The organism is Alkaliphilus crotonatoxidans, from assembly GCF_054658015.1.
This window is the reverse complement of sequence record NZ_BAAHXS010000006.1, coordinates 138,693-159,665: the sequence shown is the minus strand read 5'-3', so window position 1 is coordinate 159,665 and position 20,973 is coordinate 138,693. Positions and strand designations below refer to the sequence as shown.

At 38.9% G+C, this 20,973-nt stretch carries 19 protein-coding genes; 6 read left to right on the top strand and 13 right to left on the bottom strand.

Annotated features, from left to right (window positions below; all coding sequences use genetic code 11):
- The gene (locus ACYQ1I_RS12810) at window positions 1–2,319 is read right to left on the bottom strand and encodes an ABC transporter permease (RefSeq protein ID WP_459765917.1); all 2,319 of its coding nucleotides are present in this window, start codon (window positions 2,317–2,319) and stop codon (window positions 1–3) included.
- Between the two features lie 316 nt (window positions 2,320–2,635).
- A complete protein-coding gene (locus ACYQ1I_RS12805; RefSeq protein WP_459765915.1) occupies window positions 2,636–3,280 on the bottom strand; it encodes a TetR/AcrR family transcriptional regulator in 645 nt (214 codons plus the stop codon).
- A gap of 204 nt (window positions 3,281–3,484) precedes the next feature.
- Here ACYQ1I_RS12805 and ACYQ1I_RS12800 point away from each other — a divergent pair, with 204 nt between their 5' ends.
- Window positions 3,485–3,670: a hypothetical protein gene (locus ACYQ1I_RS12800; protein ID WP_459765913.1), complete on the top strand. Its 186-nt coding sequence runs from the start codon at window positions 3,485–3,487 to the stop codon at window positions 3,668–3,670.
- 221 nt (window positions 3,671–3,891) lie between these two features.
- On the opposite strand, the gene ligD is transcribed toward ACYQ1I_RS12800, so the two are convergent.
- The 11 genes from ligD to ACYQ1I_RS12745 form a co-directional block, all read right to left on the bottom strand.
- A complete protein-coding gene (ligD, locus tag ACYQ1I_RS12795; protein WP_459765911.1) occupies window positions 3,892–5,415 on the bottom strand; it encodes a non-homologous end-joining DNA ligase in 1,524 nt (507 codons plus the stop codon).
- A 471-nt stretch (window positions 5,416–5,886) separates the two neighbouring features.
- Complete coding sequence (locus ACYQ1I_RS12790; RefSeq protein ID WP_459768171.1) at window positions 5,887–6,516, bottom strand: Vat family streptogramin A O-acetyltransferase; 630 nt, start codon at window positions 6,514–6,516, stop codon at window positions 5,887–5,889.
- 503 nt (window positions 6,517–7,019) lie between these two features.
- Window positions 7,020–7,544 (bottom strand): DinB family protein, encoded by a 525-nt coding sequence (locus ACYQ1I_RS12785; protein ID WP_459765909.1) that lies wholly within the window; start codon window positions 7,542–7,544, stop codon window positions 7,020–7,022.
- A gap of 46 nt (window positions 7,545–7,590) precedes the next feature.
- On the bottom strand, window positions 7,591–8,184 hold the full coding sequence (locus tag ACYQ1I_RS12780; RefSeq protein WP_459765907.1) for a helix-turn-helix domain-containing protein: 594 nt from the start codon (window positions 8,182–8,184) through the stop codon (window positions 7,591–7,593).
- A 34-nt stretch (window positions 8,185–8,218) separates the two neighbouring features.
- Window positions 8,219–10,255, bottom strand: coding sequence for an AAA family ATPase (locus tag ACYQ1I_RS12775; RefSeq protein WP_459765905.1), 2,037 nt, complete (start codon window positions 10,253–10,255; stop codon window positions 8,219–8,221).
- Window position 10,256: 1 nt separating this feature from the next.
- Window positions 10,257–10,721 (bottom strand): DUF6530 family protein, encoded by a 465-nt coding sequence (locus ACYQ1I_RS12770; RefSeq protein ID WP_459765903.1) that lies wholly within the window; start codon window positions 10,719–10,721, stop codon window positions 10,257–10,259.
- On the bottom strand, window positions 10,718–11,062 hold the full coding sequence (locus ACYQ1I_RS12765; RefSeq protein ID WP_459765901.1) for a GIY-YIG nuclease family protein: 345 nt from the start codon (window positions 11,060–11,062) through the stop codon (window positions 10,718–10,720). Before ACYQ1I_RS12765 ends, ACYQ1I_RS12770 begins: the two co-directional genes overlap by 4 nt.
- A 373-nt stretch (window positions 11,063–11,435) precedes the next feature.
- Window positions 11,436–13,034, bottom strand: coding sequence for an S-layer homology domain-containing protein (locus ACYQ1I_RS12760; RefSeq protein ID WP_459765899.1), 1,599 nt, complete (start codon window positions 13,032–13,034; stop codon window positions 11,436–11,438).
- 201 nt (window positions 13,035–13,235) lie between these two features.
- On the bottom strand, window positions 13,236–13,619 hold the full coding sequence (locus ACYQ1I_RS12755) for a hypothetical protein (RefSeq protein WP_459765897.1): 384 nt from the start codon (window positions 13,617–13,619) through the stop codon (window positions 13,236–13,238).
- A gap of 55 nt (window positions 13,620–13,674) precedes the next feature.
- On the bottom strand, window positions 13,675–13,905 hold the full coding sequence (locus ACYQ1I_RS12750) for a hypothetical protein (RefSeq protein ID WP_459765895.1): 231 nt from the start codon (window positions 13,903–13,905) through the stop codon (window positions 13,675–13,677).
- Window positions 13,883–14,239 carry a hypothetical protein gene (locus ACYQ1I_RS12745; RefSeq protein ID WP_459765894.1) on the bottom strand — a complete coding sequence of 119 codons (357 nt, stop codon included), beginning with the start codon at window positions 14,237–14,239 and terminating at the stop codon, window positions 13,883–13,885. The genes ACYQ1I_RS12750 and ACYQ1I_RS12745 overlap by 23 nt, the downstream gene beginning before the upstream one ends.
- A 520-nt stretch (window positions 14,240–14,759) precedes the next feature.
- Between ACYQ1I_RS12745 and ACYQ1I_RS12740 the strand changes: the two genes are divergently transcribed.
- The 5 genes from ACYQ1I_RS12740 (at window position 14,760) to ACYQ1I_RS12720 (ending at window position 20,889) form a co-directional block, all read left to right on the top strand.
- Window positions 14,760–15,638 carry an ATP-binding cassette domain-containing protein gene (locus tag ACYQ1I_RS12740; protein WP_459765892.1) on the top strand — a complete coding sequence of 293 codons (879 nt, stop codon included), beginning with the start codon at window positions 14,760–14,762 and terminating at the stop codon, window positions 15,636–15,638.
- Window positions 15,639–17,891 (top strand): gluzincin family metallopeptidase, encoded by a 2,253-nt coding sequence (locus ACYQ1I_RS12735; RefSeq protein WP_459765890.1) that lies wholly within the window; start codon window positions 15,639–15,641, stop codon window positions 17,889–17,891. It begins immediately after the preceding gene.
- Complete coding sequence (locus ACYQ1I_RS12730; RefSeq protein WP_459765888.1) at window positions 17,881–18,618, top strand: hypothetical protein; 738 nt, start codon at window positions 17,881–17,883, stop codon at window positions 18,616–18,618. Before ACYQ1I_RS12735 ends, ACYQ1I_RS12730 begins: the two co-directional genes overlap by 11 nt.
- Window positions 18,619–19,226: 608 nt before the next feature.
- On the top strand, window positions 19,227–19,913 hold the full coding sequence (locus ACYQ1I_RS12725) for a response regulator transcription factor (RefSeq protein WP_459765886.1): 687 nt from the start codon (window positions 19,227–19,229) through the stop codon (window positions 19,911–19,913).
- Window positions 19,900–20,889, top strand: a complete 990-nt coding sequence (locus ACYQ1I_RS12720; RefSeq protein WP_459765884.1) for a sensor histidine kinase — start codon at window positions 19,900–19,902, stop codon at window positions 20,887–20,889. Before ACYQ1I_RS12725 ends, ACYQ1I_RS12720 begins: the two co-directional genes overlap by 14 nt.
- Window positions 20,890–20,973: the final 84 nt, after the last annotated feature.

Below are 20,973 nucleotides of genomic sequence, written 5' to 3'. Positions count from 1 at the left end.
TTACTCCTTTATATTTTGGGATATTTTTATAGTTTCCACCCTCGACATGCCAACCAATGTTGCGATCAGCACCGAGCACGCCATCATCAATGGGCAAAGCAGATAGGCTGTAAGCGGATTAACTGTAAACCGAAACGACGATGCTCCAAACCAAGAAATCATCGCACCTGCAAGTACCTCCCCAAGGGTGTTTGCCAGGAGTATTCCTAAAACAATTGCGATTATTAGAACGAATACTGAACGAAAAACATACTGTAGTGTAATATCCTGGTTTGTAAAACCGAATGCCTTCAATAGGGCAATGGCATGCCGATCCTTTGCTACAATCATTTTCATAAACAGGAGTGTAACCAGGATCGTTATTATTAGAGCAGCCCAAGTTCCGACAAGGGAGGCTTTTCCTATAGAACTGATCGTTGAGCCGAAGGTCTGCAGTATATATTCATTAATATCTGAAACCTTTGCAAAATGATATTTGCCCGCATATTCCAAAACCTTGCCATCAACAAGAGATTGATTCGAAAGCTCCACACTGATTACGCTCCACATCATGTCTGCTGAATGATCGGTAAAAACAGCTTTAGCAGTCTTTCCTCCGTTAGTGATGTCGGAGTAAATTCCAGATACCGTGAGATGCTTCTCCTTTTCCTCAATCATTAATGTAATCACATCTCCAACTTTTTTACCCAACTCGTCTGCGTTCATCACCGAAAGTGCAATCTCATCTTCGGCAGCAGGGGCCCTGCCCTCGGAATATTTTACGGGGAATACCGAATGATCACCCAGTTCAATTTTTAGGCGTTCCACCGTGCCATCCATCCTCTTTACATTGAATGTCTTGGTTATAAGCACAACATATTTGGATATGGCCATGTCGTTCTCCATATCCTTTATAATTTTCGCTGCTTTCTGAAGAATATTATCGGTTTGCTGAATGTCGATGCGTATATGGCTTTTTCCTATCCCCATATAGGTGATAAAATTTTCTGAGGAAATGGTATTGTACAGGTTCTGGGGAACAATGATGATAAAGGCCGAAATCGCTAGCACTACGAGCATGGTTCCGTACAGCCTTTTCCTCGCGAGAACATCTTTGATGCCAAGAAAAATATTCGTATCAAGCAGTCTATTTTGGCTCAGACGAAAATGCGAAGCACCTGAAAATTTTTCCTGGAATGTTCCAAAGCGAATAGCCTCTGCAGCCGATATTTTTCGAAAACGTTTCAGAACCCGCCTCACATAGGCAATGATTGTAAGATAGACCAGCAATACACCACCTACTCCAAAAATCAAAGCCAAAGAAGCATGCTGGCTTTCCCCCATATAAAGTCGTATGTTATCAAGAAGTATGCCCCTGAACACAAAAGAAAGCATAAATCCGAGAACACAGCCCGCTGCCCCAATCACTGCATATTTTGCAAGATACATTTTCCTAATGTCAGAAACCCGCAGCCCAATTGCTTTCATGGTACCTATTTCCCGGTAATCGTCCTCAATTTTCGCAAGTAATGTAAAGCGTATGCATAGAAATGCAATGGCGACCACAAGCACGCTTACAAGCAGGATCACCCCAATCATCAGCCCATCGGAAATTGCGTTCATGGCTTTAAAAAGGGGATAGGTAACCGTCGGTCCGTTTGTTTCAAGTCCTGCGGAAACATAAGCGGCTTCAAATGCGCCAAGGTCAGACAAGTCCTTTAATCTAAACTCAATCAGATACTCTATATTTCCGAAATTTTTTATTTCTGCAAAGTCATTTTCGCTCACAAGAAACCTCTTTGACGACGCCAGCAGCGAATTCATTTGAGAATCCCGCAGAAACCCCGCAACAGTAAACTCCTTTCCATAGATTACCGCCCTGTCACCGGTCCTTGCTGTACCGTCCTTCATATAGCTGATGGGGATATAAATTTCCCCATCGAACACCTTAATAACATTTCCGTCAAGATCAAGGAGATAATCAAATTTTTGGCCCTGGGTACATAGTCCGTTGTCCTGAATGCTGTCCGAAAGCGAGTTTCCTTCAATGACAATCTGAGCTCCGTCAACATTGAGAAATTCAAGAATCTGAAAATCCTCCACATTGCTGTTCTGCTCCGCAAAAGCCGCAAGCCGTACTGTATCCATCTCCCCAGAATGCATTTGCATAAAATGCGGTGTTTTTGCCTGGGTCATTAAGCTATTGATCGCACCGGATAAATTGACTATAAGCACTGCAGCCAGCGAAACAAGCATGGCAGCGGCAGCGATAAATATAACTGTTGTCAATGTAATCATCCTGCTCTTTAATATGTCATTCCGGATCATTCTATAATACATAGGTCACCTCCATTTTCAAGCATTTTCACCGTTTTTAAAAAAGCCATAAGCTCTCATTCCTTTAAAACAAGCCCCCTGAACGTAGCAAGAAACCATAAAGCGGTTATAAATAATATGCAAAAATTCCAATAAATAGTTATATGGAATGATCAGCAGAAAGGCTGCAACGGCCGTGTTTAAAAGAAGGGACGGCATAGGTCACAAGGCCATGGAGGAGGCTCTAACCCCGGGCCCAAATGACATAAGCCCGCTGCGTCTATGGCTGAAATCAGCTATCCCGACCTGGGAAGAAGAATTTTCTGAAAGACTTCCCAGATTATTCATGGCCGCCTCTTCCGCTACCGAACATCTGCATAACAAATAAAAGGCTTCCATTTTCCACACCCAGCAGTCTCTCTAGATTGAAAACAAAGGCCCGTATACGTGAAATCCGTTCCTCGTGTGTCATCTCAATCATATCATCATCAAAAACGGTATTGGTATAGGCCATAACCATTTCCATGCACTCATAGGGATAGGGCGTATTGAATAGTCCCTGCTCAATCCCCTCTCGGATGATATCCGCTAGAATTGGTGTAACGTAGGTGAGTATGGCCTTTTTTATTTTATAGTGCATAAGTGCATTCTGAGGCTTATGGATGTGTTCAATAATTTCCCTTCCTCCCTCGCTGCTGATGTTCAGTGCCATGACGACCCGTACAATGCGTTCATAGATCGGGATGCTTTTATCTTCGTTAATTTCCCGAGCCACATCCAAAATACGGTCATTGTACCGTTCGATAAGTGCATCCATAATATCCTCTTTCGATTTGAAATGATAATACAGCGTTCCTCGTGCAATTCCCACCTTTTCTAAAATATCATTTGTGCTTGTGCCGTCAAAGCCCTTCTGGGCGAAAAGCTCTTCAGCGGCGTCAAGTATCTCATTTTTACGTTCTTTAGCTTCTTTTACTATCCTCATCTTTATATCTCCTTAATACAGACCGACTGTCTATCTAATATTAGAATAATATACTATTTATAAGCTGTCAAGTAAATTACAAGCTGTTTAGTTTCATCCCAATACAGCATAGTCAGGAATACGTCGTGCCGCCGTTAGATTACCCCCGGTAATCCTTGCGTAATTCCTCCTGTGATAAATACAATAGGATTGGGGAGTTTAGCCATGAAGAATGTTGCCAGTACCCATACCGCTATAGCCGATATAATCCTTCCGATTATCATACTACAAACAAGGGAAATATACACGTTTAGCTTGAATTTTCTGTACAGCAAGCTTGTAGTTGCTCCATATGCAGCCAATTCAAATACCATGAAAGGTAATACTGGAAACTGGTGGCATGCCCGTTAACAATGAACTTAAGAAAGGAGTGATTACCCCCACAGCGATGGCATAGGGTAATAAAAAAAACCACAAAAAGAGCTATTTCGAATAGCGTCCCTTCATGGTTTATTTCCCATTCATTTATGACTACAATATACTTAAGCCTTCTTGGCCTTATTTAACAAGTAATAATATAGCACAATGTCATACATTAAGTCAATTTGCATTTCTCCTATTTCATATTTAGATCAAAAACCATCCTTTTTAATATCTCTGGGATCCTTACCTGTTCGTATACCTTTGAAGCTAGCCTGTCTTAACAGATTATCCTTGGTCCATTCGGCGAATTTGATTTCTGCCACCAATTCCGGTTCCAACCATGTAATTTTTTCCTTTGTCCTGGGCTTTGGTGGGAGACTAAAGGGCGGATTCATCCTTTTTAGATGCTCAAATTTATTCTCTAGGTTTTTAATGTCAGTCTCCCTTAGGCCGGTGCCGGCACGTCCGGCGTAAACTAAATCCTGACCTTCATAATAGCCAAGCAGGAGTGAACTGATTCCCCTTTTTTTCTTGTCTGTGAGGGTATATCCTCCTATAACGAATTCCTGCCTTTTATCACATTTTAGTTTGATCCAGTCACCGTTCCTTGTTCCGCTGTAGATGGAATGGGGTTTTTTCCCTATGATTCCCTCCATACCAGTCTCACAGGCCGCAGCAAAGCATTCCTTCCCCTTTCCTCTTACATAACGACTGTAGTAAAGGCCTTTAGGAGCTTCCTTCATCAAGGCCTCTAGCATTTCTCTTCTGTCAACCAAGGGGCGTTCTCGAAGATCTGCACCATCCAGGGCAAGGAGATCAAAGACGATAAAAGTAGGATTTTTGGCCTGTGGATTCTTCATATAGCTTTGCAAGGCCTGAAAATCTGTCTTACCCGATTCGTCGGTTATAACGACTTCTCCGTCCAGCACTATGGCCCTGCCCTTAGCAAGTTCTATAAGGGAAGAGGTAACTGTATGAAATCGGTTGCCATAATCATTACCGTTTCTAGTTATCAGCCGGACATCGTTTCCTTCTACAAAGGCCATAATTCTATAGCCGTCATATTTTAGCTCATATAACCAATCCTCGCCTTCAGGAATCTGACTAACCGATTTCGCCAGCTGTACACTGGCCCTGTCGAAGGGGTTCCTCATAACCTTTTCTTCTTCCCCCCTTTCGATTTCCTCCATGGTGCGGCCCGTCCTGATGCTGGTGGTAAATTGAGATATCCCATTGTCAGCTTTAACATACTCATCCTTTTCTTTTAGTAAAAGCCAGTTATCCTTTGCCTCGCTGGATTTAGCTTTCCATCTGACTAAAGCCCACCTTCCCTTAAGTCGGCTCCCTTTTAAAACAAACTTCAGCTCACCTTTATGGAGTCCTTCTTCCACACTTCCATATGGCTCCCAGAAGCCTTCATCCCAAAGCATGACCACGCCACCACCGTATTCCCCCTTTGGAATTGTCCCTTCAAAATTTCTGTATTCCAGTGGATGGTCTTCCACCTGTATAGCGAGCCTCTTATCACGAGTATTATAGGAGGGGCCCTTGGGTACTGCCCAGCTCAAAAGAGCTCCCTCCCATTCCAGGCGCAAATCGTAATGTTCTCTGCGGGCCATATGATGCTGTATAACAAATCTCAGGCCATCTTCAGAAGATGCTGTTTTGCCTTCCGGCTCTAAGGTTTTTTCAAAATCCCTTTTTTGGTTGCACTCCCGTAGCTTTTCAGTCATAAACTCCCGTAGCTTCCCTTTCTTTTATTGTTTTTTCTAACATATAGAAAGCCATGATCTATTTATGTAATACCATCATGGAAACACCTCCAGGTTTATTGTTTCCTAGCTGATTATAAGTATTCGGTATGCTTTTGATAAAATATACCGAATCTCCCCATAATATTGATGAAAGAAATAGAGAGCAAATATTTTGCTATCTAATCTCCTTTTTTGCTTTTATTAATTAGATTGTAAGTAGCATATATTAAAGGCGATAGTCCAAGATATTGTATAGCTGCAGTTCTATTAAAAAATTCAAATTCTATCAGAACTGAAATTATAATCACTAAGGCAGAAAATACAAGCAATTTAAAGAAGGTAGATTTATCACTTAACATTTTATTCTCTCCCAATTAATCCTTTTGCTAAAACAGAATGGTTTTGCTGCGTGCCTCAGGGTCAAGCCCGGTGGTGATCACAAAATATATATTATATCAAATGCTCTAACCCATCCTTTGATATTAGCAACTCAAGATTATCAAATAATTTCTCTTCGTCCCAATTCCACCATTTAAGCTTTAGCAATAATTCTATTTTTTCATCGTTAAAACGTTTCTTGATAAATTTAGCTGGGTTTCCGCCATATATTGTATATGGTTCAACATTTTTTACTACAGTTGAGTTAGCAGCAATAATGGCGCCATCACCAATTTTAACACCCGGCATAATGGTTACATTTTGACCTATCCAAACATCATTGCCAATCACCGTATCTCCCTTAAAGGGCAGCTGTTCTACTGATGGAGTGACCTTTTCCCAACCATCTCCAAAAATATTAAAGGGGTAGGTTGTTATGCCATCCATCCTATGATTTGCTCCATTCATAATGAATTTAACGCCCTCTGCTATTGCGCAAAATTTACCTATGATTAGCTTATCTCCTAGAAATTCGTAATGATGCTCTATATTATCATAAAATTTTTCAGGGGATTTTTTAGTATCACTATAATAAGTATATTCCCCAATTTCTACATTGGGCCGTTTAGGCAGATTACTTATATAACAAACTGTTTTGATATTTTTATTTGGATATAGTTTTTTCTTATCTGGTCCTGTCATAGGATATACACTTCCTTTCATCTTTTGATAAAATAAAAAACCTTCCCTAACTATCAAGTTTCGGAAAGGTCATATATTGTATCATAATATATAGGGGTAGCCAAAGTAACTATCCTAACCCATAGAGAATAGTATACTGGTACTCAATAAACGAGGTTAAATATGACACATTTATAATCCTATCCAAAACTTATAGTAGTTTAGACCAACTTAGAATAGCATAACCTAACATCAATAGATATACTCAATTCTACTTATACTACTGTAGCTTGTAAAAACTTGGATAAGATTATCTGATCATTTTAACTAATCACCTCATATTTTTAATTTTCAACTCACCTAAATTATAAACAACATGATCATATCGGTCAAGGGTAATATATTAAAATATATTGCATTTTTTGTACACGTACATAAGACTCATTATATACAAAAGGTTACTGATATAACCTTTTTACCGAAATCGATCCCTGTGGGTTAGTATAGGAGCTAGAGGATTTTCCCTATTTTTTGCAGGTAGCATATAAAAATCGCCCATACCCTATTTCCGCTGCATTTTTCATTAATTCTCCATTCAGCCAAAGTGCAATATCGGCAAAGTTCCTATCTTTTAATGGCCATTTGGCATACTGCTTTAAAAGATATTCTTCGTCCGACAACTTACTTAATTTTGATACCCATTTATCGTGCAGTAACTTTATTGTTTCTTTTGCCTTTTCAACATTTCCTGGCCAGGGAATATCTTCTTTATTTAATGTGCCATCTCCGAAATTGCAATCTAATGCAGTAGTCCACCAATATATAATATGCCACATAATCCATGCAATACTGGAGGGCCCAATCTCATAGCCTTCACTTTCAGGCCAATCTATCAACCACCCATCGTCTTGCTTGCGTACCTGGAGAGCCGTGGGGCTGAATGACCAAAGGGCCTCTTTTTCCTCAAGATTTTCAGTATGATAAAGATAAAGCTGCCAGCACATATCTAGCTGAAATAGTATATTCTCTTTGATTTGATGATCTCTCATTGATTGCAACCTCTCCCTATACATTCGCAGTTTTGCTACGTTAGCATCACTTTAGATTATCTGGATACACCCCTAAGCCATGCTTAATACAATAAACATATAGTTTTCCAACGGTAGTTAAAGGAAACCTACAAGTTGGACTTTGCTCTGGATACAAACGATTTAAAAATACTCTGTCGCTTTTCACATAGGCAGCAAAAGAAAGATAATGTTCTTTGGTCATAGGATGGTCAAAGGTGACAAAATAATCAGTATCTATTTCCTCTACTGTGATTTTGGGTACATTAGATGTATCCTTCGGTAGGATAAATTCTAATTTTCTTCCACAACAGAAGATAGAGGCACTTCCTGTGCTAACTAAAATATTTCTACAGGAAGGACAGACATAAAAACGGACTTTGTCAATATTACCACTGTCCGGCTTGTTTGAAATGATTTCGCCCTCCATCATCTGTGTCATATCTACACCTAAAATGGCGGATAGTTCCGGCCATAGCGATAGGTCGGGACACCCTAAGCCACATTCCCACTTGGATACGGTTTTATTTTGAATACCCAGTGCATCTGCAATATTTCTTTGTGTCAAATTCTTTTCCTTTCTCAGTCTGGAAATCAATTTCCCTATTTTCACACAATCCATGTCTCCACCTCCATTTCTGCTTAGTATAGCATATTTACAAAAACCTTGCGATTATTTGTACCAATCTCGCTGGAAGCTGCTTCAAATCAGTAATATCTAAAGTATTTTCAGTACCGTAAAGTTCACGGATAGCCTCTTTATCCTGGCCGATAGCTGCAGCAAGGAATTGAATTCCTTTACGCCGATATTCCTGTAAAGTATCTTTCATATCGTAAACTGCTTTTTCACCTGTATAATCAGGCATAGCCTTGGGCTGCCCGTCACTGATGCTGATTATTAATTTGGTTTTTTGCGGTGCATTGAGCAATCTATCGGAAATAATACGTAATGCCATACCATCCCGGTTATTGCTGCGTGCCTGAATGTTCATAAGGGCATATTTTTCGTCTGTGTCTTTGCTTTCAAAGTCTACATAGGCAAAAATAGACATTTGCTCCAGTTTCGAGCGGTCCGCTGTATCTCCGTAAATCATTATCGGAATGCCACACCCACAGCAGAATTCATATAGCGCTATGGCTGCCTGTTTTGCTGCATCTAAGCGACCGAAGGCTGACATAGACGCTGATTCGTCAATCCTAAGAGCAACTGCAAGGGAGGGTTCTTCCGCAGGCGGCCGCTTACGGGCAAATACACGGAACCCTAAAGAGGTTGCTTGATCAGCACAGAATTTTGTACCGTAAAGCTGAGATTTAGCAAATTCAGCTGAAATTTCATGCTCCAAAAGTGGGTTTGTTTTGCGAATTAGTTCCCGAATTACTGGCAACAAGACGGCAGCCATATTATGGTACTCTTCTCTATTTTGATCGGTAACCTCCGGGCGGTGGACAATAAGCTTGATCGCTTCATGACAGCTGCCTTGAACACTTCGTCGTGCTTCCATGTTTAACCGTCTACGAAACTCTTTTTTTTGAATTTCATTTGTAACGGATTTATCCAACTCATGGTAAGATGGAGTGCCATTTTCTCCATTATCGTTGCTTGAAACATCGGTATTTTTATCACTGCTAGTATCCGAATGCCCCTCGCTGTCTGGTGATTTTCTCAGACGGATTGCATTTGTATCAGCTTTATCTGTGTTAGCAGAGTATTCACCATCATCGGAAATATTTAGTTCCATAACCTCCGTATTTTCTACACCTGAAGTAGAATGACAGCTTTCATCTATTTCTGCAAGCTTATCTATCAAGCCATGCTTTGCTAATGCCTCTTCTAAAATTTCAAGCTCCTGTGGATCAGTGGTGATTTTGTAGAGTGCCTTATAGTATAGTGTATTTAGTACTGATTCACCACTTTGAACAGCATCTACCCAAAAAATATAGGATCGCATCCCAGCCACACCTTTGATTGCATTTGCCCGGGCTGTTTCATCCAGCAAGATAATTGCATCCGCTAAAAGTGAAAGAACACCCTCAGAGTGATAGCCTGTCTTAGCTTTGGCCCTTTCTATCATAACTGATTTGGGGGGTAAGTCTAGTTTTTCGGCATGTTGTACTCTATCACGCAACGCTTCATTTAAGGGACGGTAGCCATTATAGCCACGGTTTGTTGTAATAACAGCAATAAAATCTGGATGTCGATGTGCGATGCGAGTTGGTAGGTTTAAGCTACCATCAGGCTCTAATGCGGAATTAAGAGCCATCAAAACAGCAGCATCCCGAATCACTGTCGGTTCCTGGATTTCCAAGAGCCATCCATTTTCATAAGCACGGACAATTTCTGATGGATAATAACGATATTCAACCGTATCTGATTTATCATTTTCCGCCAATACTGGTAGAATAGCACCCAGCACATCGGATTTATCCATATCTGCAAAACAGGTTATTTTCGTGTAAGGCAGGTTAAAATTGGCAGACAGGGCTTTTGCAAGCTGGGTTTTTCCCGAACCCGCATCTCCCTCCAGTAAGATTGTACTAATTTTCATTTCACCACGGTTCCAATTTCTTATTACTTCTTGGTATATACGTTTTTCTGCTTCACTTTCAATATGTGAAGGGGGTTTCTGCCAGACAAGAGACTGCTCTTGTTCTGTTAGCTGCCTGCCAGGTGATAGAACACAAGTCCTTTTCATCTTAATAACACTCCAATTCTTCTAAAATACGACTTAGCACTCGTTGTCGTTCTCCAATTAATTCCCCTAGTTCATTCAGGCATTGAGCAAATGTTTTTATATCTTCATTAATGTTTTGGTTATTACTACAAATCTCTACGGGTAGTACACCACCTTGTACTCCAATTCGTTCCACGGTTGGTTTTTCCGGGTCGTATAGAAGCGGAAACCGATAAGCCTCCTTAAAGTAAAGTAATGTCCTGGCCAAAAAAATCATCAAATCAAATACTTGATGTATAGGAATCTCCTGAGCTAAAATTGAATTGCCTCCATTGTCAAGTTTCCAAATCTGTGCGGCAATCTGCATTTTTTTATTTTCCTCCAACATTGGCACACCTAAAGTCAAAGCTTTGATGTCTGAGTCATATGCATTTCTGCCATCTATGCGGTCATAACCCTTTGAAATCATAACTGTTTTTTCATTCATCGCCATATCCTCCTTGCATTAGGATTATCATCTAAACACTGGTCTCTTAAATTTTCTAATTCTGCTGTAATATCTTCGTGTGGATCATCATACTTTAACACTTTAATAACTGACAGTTCAAAGCTTTCTCTGCCATATATGTTCCAAAGCTCCTGTAATCGTTTATTGGGGTGCCAGTTAGCCTCTAATTTTACATTCGTGCTGTTGAAGTCCGCTTTTGTATCTTTAGAGATACCTAAAAACACCTCGCTTGTTTCTTTACAACAGTAAGATATTACGCCCATTTCAGGACGCCTGTTTTTATAGGCTTCCAAAAGTTCTTTTTTTCTTTTTAAATTCATTGCCCTCACCTCGACTTTATTATATCCTTAAAGTTTTATAAAAATAATCCACGCTCCGTAGACCAAAGGAATTGGCTCTATTGTAAATTTTAGGTTGTAAATAAAGTATAATGCATAAAAAAAGAGCATATTCAACAATCCCAAGTATAACGACATACCTGAAAGGATTTGATGATTATGCTCTGTTTTTATTATCCCCAAACGAGAATAAAACAGGCTGAAAAAAGAAAAACTTTTCACCTTTGAAACAATTTACTTAATTATAAAAAATAAAATGTTGGATCTTCCTCTTAATAGCCAGTCTAGTATTGATACAGCATCAATGGTATCTAAAATCAAATAAAAAAATATTTACATTTTTAAAGAATGATCTCTATTTGTCAGATATCTGTAGATTTTCTACAGTTGAGAAAATATCTTCAAAGGCCTGTGAGCCAAGACCGTAAAGGAATTGTGTAAAGTTCAAATCATGATCGTATCCATCATAGATATGAACGGTTAAATTATCTTTCCTTAATTCCTCAAATCGGTTTTGAACATCATAGGTACCTTGAACAGGACAATTTGCATCATAGGTACCCTGAAAAATATACATAGGAATATCAACCTTAGTCATTATATCCTCGGTTTTGGGCAGTTCAAAATGGGCCTTAAACCAATCTGTCATAAGGGGCGGCATCATTGTTGACATATTTTCCTCAATCCATTGATTATCGTCATTTTCAATTGCTTCAAAAAGGCCATCTTTAACTGGGGTCATTATAACGGAAAAATCCTCTACAGTTAATAAGCCATCACCATCTACATCAATTTCTTCAAATGCAGCTCCGCCCAATAAACTGTCGATAATTTCATTAGGATCTGTTTCATATTGTTCCTTTGTAATCCCTTCAGCGCCAGGAACATTAAACAAAAGTGTATAATTAAAAAATGACATTTCGCCACCTAACTGGTACTCCAATACATCACGCATATTATCGTTGCAGTATCCCATAAGGAGTAGTGCGTCGGCTTCTACGCCATATTCCGCTACGGCCAGCGGTGCAATAATGGTACCCTCGCTTGCTCCAAAGAGTATAATATCTGCCTCTGCTAAACGAACATCTTGTTTTAATTGCTCAATCATATATTGGATATCCTGCGCTATGTTTTGAGGCGTATATTGTTTATAGCCATTTACATCAATATCAGCATAATAGGTTCCTTCATCCCCTAAGCTAATACCTCTTGTATTGTAAGTAAAAAAGGCTGTGCCATCACTGGTGAATTCATCCGCATATACATCCAGATATTTAAACCTGATCCTTGAAATGTCGTTTTGACGGCGCATCTCATAAGTATTGGGACCTGTACCATGAACGAAAATTACAAGCTTTTCAATTTTTTCTTCCCCTGCCGGTACCGAAAGTCTGCCGGTTACTTCAAATCCGTCAAATGATTTAATGGTCTTAATTTCATCTTCACGGCCTTGTAGCCCAAGGGATTTAATTATGGCAATTGCATTATCCAAGTCTGCACCTGACAGTGGTTCACTTCCGTTAAAATTACCATTTTCATCAGCTGATAAAATGCCACAGGCTACAACCCTTTGAATACTATCTATTGCCCATGAAGGCAATTTCTGCTGATCCATAAAAACTGGAACATCTATCGGCTGGGGCAATTCCATTAAATTATTCATCGCCAGGGCTGCTTCTGCGCGAGTAATAATATTGTTCGGACGAACAGAGCCATCACTATACCCTGCTATATATCCATTTCTCTTTGCTGCCATTAACTCATAATAATCCTCAGTTTCCAAGCCAACATCTGAAAATACCTCCTCCGTTCCCAGTACCGTATAGATATGGAAAGTTTCATTCATCATTTTTATAAAACTAGCTCTGGAAATACTGTTTTCAGATGCATGAACTGTGGATATAGGTGCAATTATAAGCAATAAGGATACAAATAAAGCTGTAAATTTCTTCATAGCATTTTCCTCCTATCTTTTTTGTTCATTTTATCACCGTTACAATCAACTTTAATACTTATGTTATTATTTTAACTCACTGTGGTCACAGATAACAATAGTTTTATTCAAATAGCCATATTTATTATTCCATCAAAGGTAGCTACCTCTTATTTTCTCATTAAATTAACAAATCTAATATTGTGATGCGATTATTGGTTCCTAATTCAAATCTAATTCTTTTTCCATTAAAGCTGATGCAATATGAAACGCCTTAATCCGCCGTATGGCCAGTGTGTGTTGTGGCGTACCTTCCCTAAATTTGGGCTTCACCTTCTCAATCTTTTGAATAAAGGAGGGTATAGCTTGCCTCGCTTCCTCTAATTCTATTTTTGAATAGTTAATTGCAATATCCTGCCTTAATGCACTTGCTATCAGTGAGGCCGCTAGATAGAATACCTTGAGATTTCGAGAAATCATAGCTATTTGCGAAGTGCCTGGGGGCTGTTTTTGGGAAAGTGTTTCTTTTGCTTTCTCATTTTTTCGAATGATTGATAATATTGCTTTCTGTGCTGCTTCTAATTCTGTTGTTGTCAATTCATTCATTTTATTTACCTCCATTTAACGTTTCAGTAGTATACCTACGATCTGTAAAATTACTTTATTTTAGAGACAAGTACTTTTTACTCATACCTCTGTTATTCATTTTACCATATTTTTTTGGATTAAACGTGTATGGAATGGGAGGTATAATTCTATTGTTTTCTTTGTCGCCACATTGCAGCCCATCATAAGCGGCTTCGCTGCCACAATAGCCCGTATCTGTGGCACGACCACACAATACTACATTAGCGCCGTTATTCATGGCCTCAATAAAGGGTTCCGCTCTCATGAGACCAACAATGTTCGCCTTCCTTCCTAAAAATCTCCTCCACAATTTCTGCACTCTCATCTACTGTTGAATTTGTCCCACAGGTCCCACAGGAGCCTACTAATAAAGGAATTCCTGCCCTCATTGCTCCGATTACGCATATGCTCAAGTCATGTTCCAGCATCGATCTCGAATACTTACATTCCCCAAGTGCCAATGAGGCGGGACCGGAATCAGTAGATCCGGCGTCAATCGCAATAACATCTGGTTTCATTGCCATTCCTCGATCGAAGGACTCTTGATTGATACCTCCTCCCAAGCTTCCTATGGGCATTAAAACTCTGCAACTTTTCATTATTCAAACTCCTTTCAGTATTATAAAGTATTAGATATGTTCTCATCTCTAAACAGTTATTTACATCGGGTACCTTATCATGTAATAAGTATAGCTTTTGATTATTAATAAGTGAAATACTATAATGTTTATAAATATTATAGGTATTTCTCTATAATTGCAATTGAAAATGAAAAAATGACCCAACCCTTTCACTATCATGTATGTGACTTATACACTGATATTTAAACCGGCAGAAGTATTACAAGTAGCCGAGATGAGTTGCCTTACTGCCATTCGTTTCCCAAAGTGACGAATCTCTCACATGAAAGTCACAGAGATGTAAGTTAAAAGCTCTATTATATGAGTAGACCATGAGAAAAGGAGGCTTACGTAATGGAGCTATTAAGAATTGAAAATCTATGTAAATTCTATTGCAAGGGCGAAAACCAGGTTACCGCAATTATCGGCTCCTCCGGCTCGGGCAAATCCACATTGCTCAGTTAATAAAAACATACTAAAAAAGGAGTGTTACAGCATTATGAAAATCAGTATCAAAAACATGAGTATGACATACAAAACAGGAAAAAAGGCACTAAGCAACATAAGTTTAGAATTGAACAGCCCGAATTTTATAGGACTTTTGGGTCCCAACGGTGCTGGAAAAAGTACCTTTATGAAACTATTGGTATCGAAGATAATACCGACAGCCGGAGAAATAATTGTTGATGGTAATTCAATTAGGAAACACGAAAAAGAGCTCAGAAAGCATTTGGGTTATTTGCCCCAAAGCTTTGGTTTATATGACGAATTAACCGTTTATGAGTTTTTGGATTACATATGTGCCTTAAAAGAAATAAAAAACGACGTGAAAGATATAATCGGACAAGCCATTGAACAGACCAATTTGCAGGAAAAAAGAAATTTCAAAATTAAAACTCTTTCAGGCGGTCAGAGGCAGCGTGTTGGTATCGCCCAAGTATTACTTGGAAATCCTGAGCTTATCATTTTAGATGAGCCTACAGTTGGACTTGACCCAGAGGAAAGAATTAAATTCAGAAATATATTTTCACAGACAGCAAATGACAAAATAGTGTTACTTTCCACTCACATCATCGATGATATACAAGCCATTTGCAATAGAATTATAATCATTAATAACGGTACGGTTTTATATGACGGAACTTCGCCGGATTTAATAAAAGCGGTACACGGAGGTGTAGGCTTTATTGAGGAAAAAGATAACGAGGCTTTAGAAAAAAGAATTGGAGGTAAGTACATAATCACATCCAAATTGTTTACCGGTAATGGCATCTCTTGTCGTGTGATCGGCAAAGAAATAGAAAGCTCTATACCACTGATCGAGCCTACCCTCGAAGATGCGTACACATACGTCATACACAATGGAGGTGTCCATTAAATGAAGAATGCATTTTTTTCCTATGAAACAAAGCGGATTCTGAAGTCTAAATTTACTAAAATAATTATTTTGTTGGCGTCAGTTTTTCCTTTGATTTGTGCCCTACTCTCACCATACATTAACGAAGATATTAGCATTTTGATATTGGGAATAAATAGCTCTACTCGTTTATCTCAAACGATACTTTTTCCGGCAAAGGCAGGGGCAGTACTTTCATCTCTTGCATTTATTGCACTAACAGTTTTTGAGTTTGATAAAATACTTCGGTTTCGAGTGAATTATATAATTGAACCAATATCAAGCTCTATAAAGATAAATTTAACCAAAATTACAGGCTTAATGTGTGCCGGTCTTATTTCAACAGTCGGTTCGATGATAATTATGATCCCTCACTATATATTTAACATAGGTAGTCTAACCAATTTTAATTATTTCCTGCTCAGTTACTTCTTAATAATTTTGGGTTCGATTGTGTTGGCAATTCTTATGACCGCAGGATTTTATCTTATTTTTAGGAATGTTAATATAACCTGCATTATTATGTTTTTATCGGTGCTCTTTAGTTTTTTGGCAGGAAATATCGATTATCAATATATGTGGGTTCAGACAGGTGCCAGTGGACTTTCTGAAAATTTCGGAAACGGTAATATCGTTTTTGGAATGCTTTGGAATAGGTTGTTTGGTTTTTTGGTAGCTATGTCGATATTTTTATTCGGAATGTTATGCGATAGATGTTATGAAAAAGGATTATTTAAATCTCTCTTTAAAAATTGTAAAAAATATAAATTGTTACCGATTTGCTTTTTAGTTTCTATTCTTGGAGTGTTTTTTGTTTATCAAAATGAACCAATTTTTAAATCACTCTCGCTTACGGATGCCGCGTCTATGCTGATTAGTGGTAAAAATGAAACGCCTGTAAACTTAAGTGTCATAGGAACTTCAAATATGTTTGTAGATCTTAAGATAGAAAAAGACAAAAATTTTGCTGCCGGAGCTTATTGTCAAGAATTGCAAAATAGTACGAATGAGCCTCAAAACATATATTTTGAATTAGCAGACGGCTACCACATTAATGAGATCAAATTAGACAATGTAGATATAAACTACAAACAGGTTTCGCCAAAGATTATAAATAGCGCAAAACTTAGCAACGTTTTTGAAATAAGCATTCCAAAAAACACGAAAGCTAAATTAGATATAAGGTATTCAGGTACGCCGAAAGCCTTAAGTGTAGTTAAAGATTTTTCTAAAGGAATTAACAAAAATTATGTAAATCTAGGGAAAGCTAAAGACATTGCTCCTGTTCTTTGTGTTGAACAAAATGACAGGATCATTAAAGGGACAATAGAAATAGATTCAAAGTTTACAGTCATAACGCAAGGAGATAAAAATCGCAAAATTTCTGAACACGATGGTGTTACTGCTTGGAGTTTTTCTTATGATAAACTAAGTGACTTATCTTTGATAGCCGGACGATATGGAATATTTGAAAGAAATGTAAGTGGTACCGATGTGGAGTTTTTCTATCCATTGGCTGCGAGTAAAGAATTTAAATCCAGGGGAAATGACACCCTCGATATCTTCTCGTTCTTTTCGGAAATTTATGGGCCGCTGGGCGGAGATAGTCTTAAAGTAGTTATAACATCAGGAGTACATGGCGGAAATGGATCTCAAATAGGAAATATTTCTTATATTTCCGAAGATTGTTTAACAAAAAAATCCAACGTGGATTCAGCACAAGCCTCCTCTTCAGATACGTTTGCTTTGTTGACCCATGAAATTGCACATCAATGGTGGGGCGGTGGAATAGATGCGTCGAACAAAAACAGCGATAATCAAATCGATCAAAATCACGATGAATGGTCAAATGAAGCTTTTGCGGAAATTAGCGCTTATTTATTCCTGAAAAACAAATTTGGAGAAAATTATGCCCAAAATTTACTGCTGAAAAAATGGAAAGAAGAAGCAAATGATTTAAATCGAAACTTTTATCGAAGAAATCCTGAATACATGAACAAGCTATCAATGATTCCAAAGTACAACGTTTCATTATTTTTAAGAGGCAATAAACTTTATGGTTTGGGACCGCTCACAGTTTACAATGTTTATAATTACATTGGTGAAGACAATTATTTTAATTCCATGAAAGTTATCTACAAAGAATATTATGACAAAAATGATAAAAAACTATCTTTTTCTGAGTTTTTAAATATTACTGGTGTTACAGAGGAGGTAGCCGTCAATGGATATTAAAATTCTTAAATACGAACTGAAAAAAGTAATTTTTTCAAAAATGTTTGCCATAACTTTCATTATTGCACTATTCTTTACAGTGCTTGACCTCTATACAGAAATCATACAAGGTGTTTCTGGTACGGCACCTTTTTCTCAGTGGAGTTATTGCAAGTTTTTGTGCGACATAAATACGATTATGTTATTAACGCTAATGCTTTCCTGCACAGGACTTTTTTCAAGAAACGAACAAAGAGTAAGAGAAATTACTTCATGTACGTCTTTACCACAGAAAAAGTATTTGGCAACAAAAAGTTTAGCCCTGTTTATTTCTTACATAATTATTGCAATATGTTGCATTTTGATAAGTTTGCTGTTTTACAAGACAACTTTTAACTTTACGTATTTTCAAAGCTTCTCATTACCGGCCTTAATAATACTACTTCCCACTTTTGTGTTTGTTTTTGGAACGAGTATGTTTTTAGGCAGCAAAAGCCAAACCTTGCTTTATGCTTGGATTCCAATTGTCTTGATTTTATCATTGATGAGTTTTAACAGCACACCTTTTATTGATATTTTCGCCAAAGGGTATGTAACTTATATGCCTACAGTGCTACCCGTTGATAGTTTCGGTGAACCTGTTTTTAGTTTGTCTTTCGGTTTTATAATGAGCAGGCTGCTATTTACTCTAGTAGGAATGGTTTTATATGTGGCTTCCTTTAAGAAGCTTTCTGAAAAAACAGATTGAAATTTGTAAATGCTACTTAGCTCTGTCGTACAGCAGGAAGTAGAAAATCTTGGTTACGTAACAAAATACGACAGTTCTACTTGGGCACCTTCTTCAATTCCTAGTATTATAAAAAACGAGAAATACAAAGATGATTATTGCTGGGTAACACCTTTACAGTTGACCCGATTACCAGACGACGATTGGATAATATGGGAGAAGAATACCCCTGCCAGAAAGGATGTAAAAGTGCAGGTTAGCTACAATAAAGGTAAAATTCCCAGTAAGGCGGTATGATTATCGAAAGCGCTTTTCTGGAAGCATTTCGACTATTGATTGTAATAGAACATATTATAGAATTCCTGCAAGTCAAGACTACCGGTGGTCTTGACTTTGTTTTATACCTCAGCTTGTATATTCCCGTCACAAGAAATAAAATAGAGCTATAGAGGTGTTTATCCGTGAGTTATATAATGATAAAAGAAGCAGTGAAAAATTGGGGAATCACAGGGTATCATTGCCCTACTGGTAAATTAAAAAATGGGAAATACATGACTTGTTCCTGCTGACACTGAAAAACCGACTGACGGAGGATATAGAAACAGTAAAGTAAAGGATGGTGAAAATAAATGAAACGGATTTTTTTGGTTGAGGACGATAAGGCAATCGCTAAAAACCTTATACTTTTGCTCCATTCGGAGGGATTTACAGTCACCCACGCCCCTACGCAGAGTGAAGCCCTTGACGCACTTGTCGGGAATAAATTTGACTTGGCGCTTGTTGATATTTCTTTGCCTGACGGAAACGGCTTTACGGTTTGCACGCAAATCAAAGAAACAGGGGATGTTCCCGTTATCTTTCTGACGGCTTCCGGCGATGAGGCGAGTGTTGTTACCGGGCTGAACATGGGTGCCGACGACTATATCACCAAGCCTTTTCGTCCCCGTGAATTAATTGCACGAATTGGAACCGCCCTGCGAAAAGGCGGGCGTTTGGGGTCGGATTTTGAAATTCGTGGGCTTCATGTCGATACGGCAAGCGGCATTGTGAAAAAAAACGGCAACGAGATTTTTCTTTCAGCCTTAGAATATCGCTTGTTGCTGGTGTTTATTAGCAACCCAAATAGTATTATCACGAGGAGCAGGCTACTTGACGAATTGTGGGACGCGGCGGGCGAGTTTGTCAATGACAATACACTGACCGTGTACATCAAACGCTTACGGCAGAAGATAGAAAACGACCCAGCAAGCCCGCAAATTATTTTGACTGTTCGCGGAACGGGGTATAGATTGGGGGGCGAGTATGCTTCGGAATAGAGAGTTTCGACAGTTTGCCACTTTGTTCTCCTTACTGACCGCCACCACTGTAATGTTGGGATTTGCCATCAATGCGGCTGCGGGTATCCTTGCTACTTTTTCTGCCACCGCCTTCGGCACAGTGTTTTTCGTGTTTACCAAAGCCCGATACAAAAGCATTGCAGAAATTGCAAATCAGATCGACCTTGTACTTCATAATGCTGACCATCTATATATTGGTGAATCGGACGAGGGGGAACTTTCCATTCTGCACAGCGAGATAACAAAAATGACGCTGCGTATTCGGGAGCAAAACGATGCGCTGAAAAAAGAAAAAGAACATTTTGCCGATTCACTGGCCGACATAGCCCACCAACTTAGAACCCCGCTCACATCTGTGAACCTCATTCTGTCATTATTAGCAAATAATCCTGATGAAAATGAGCGGAAAGCATTTTTACGAGAAACAGAGGAATTGCTTGTGCGGATGGATTGGCTGATTACTTCCCTCTTGAAATTATCCCGCTTGGACGCGGGCATTGTGTTGTTCCAAAGGGAGCAGATCGAGGTAAACGCTCTTGTATGCACCGCGCTTCGGCCGTTCCTAATTTCAATGGAACTGCACGATATTGCTTTGCAAATAGACGTACCGAAAAGGGTAATTATTCAGGGCGATTCAGGTTGGCTTTCGGAAGCAATTCAAAACATCCTCAAAAATTGCATAGAAAGCATAGGCGATCACGGGAAGATTGAGATTTCTTGTAAGGACAACCCACTGTTTACCGAGATTGCCATCCACGACAGCGGCACGGGCTTTGAAAAAGAAGATTTGCCCTGCCTGTTTGACAGGTTCTATCGTGGGAAAAACCCAAACGCTACAGGATATGGGATTGGACTGGCTCTCTGCAAGATGATCATAACACGGCAGGGAGGGACGATTACCGCCAAAAATCACCCCCAGGGCGGTGCGATATTTGCCATTCGTTTCCCAAAGTGACGAATCTTTCACCTGAAAGTCACAGAGATGTAAGTTAAAGGCTCTATTATATGTATATGGGTAGACCATGAGAAAAGGAGGCTC